The 500-nt window shown below is 73.6% G+C and carries 1 protein-coding gene; it reads left to right on the top strand.

Annotated features, from left to right (window positions below; all coding sequences use genetic code 11):
- Positions 1–500: hypothetical protein (locus tag ACTXGL_RS14115; protein ID WP_443527312.1), on the top strand; the 500-nt coding region annotated here is incomplete at both ends.

Genomic DNA, 500 nt, shown 5'->3' with positions numbered 1-500 from the left:
GGCAGCATGACCGGGCATCGCAGGCTTCGTCTCATCCTCTCCGCCGCGGTCGCGTTGGCGCCGCTGCTGGCCGGCGGCGCGCAGGCGCAGGAGCGCGGCGAGTTCATGCGCGACGCGCTCTCCGGCATCGGCCTCCTGGAGAAGCGCCAGGACCCGATCGACTATCACGAGCGCCCGCCGCTGGTGATGCCGCCCAAGCTCGACGGCAAGGTCCTGCCCCAGCCCCGGGCCCGCTCCACCAGCACCGCCTGGCCCAAGGATCCCGAGATCGTCGAGCGCGAGCGCGCGGCTGCCGAGCGGCGGCGCCCGGTGGGCAACCAGGCACGCGGCCGCTACGACGACAACAACGCCACCCTGTCGGTGGACGAGATCCGCAACGGCCGCCGCGCCGGGGCGAGCGTCACCACCGAGGCCGAGCGCAAGCCGGGCGACACCAACCGCGACGACAGCCTGCTCAGCCCGTTCGACCTGCTGAAGGGCAAGAGCGCCAACGCCGAGCC

This window comes from Psychrobacter sp. T6-6, from assembly GCF_052258185.1.
GTDB lineage: Bacteria > Pseudomonadota > Gammaproteobacteria > Pseudomonadales > Moraxellaceae > Psychrobacter.
This window is presented reverse-complemented; position numbering and strand designations above follow the sequence as displayed.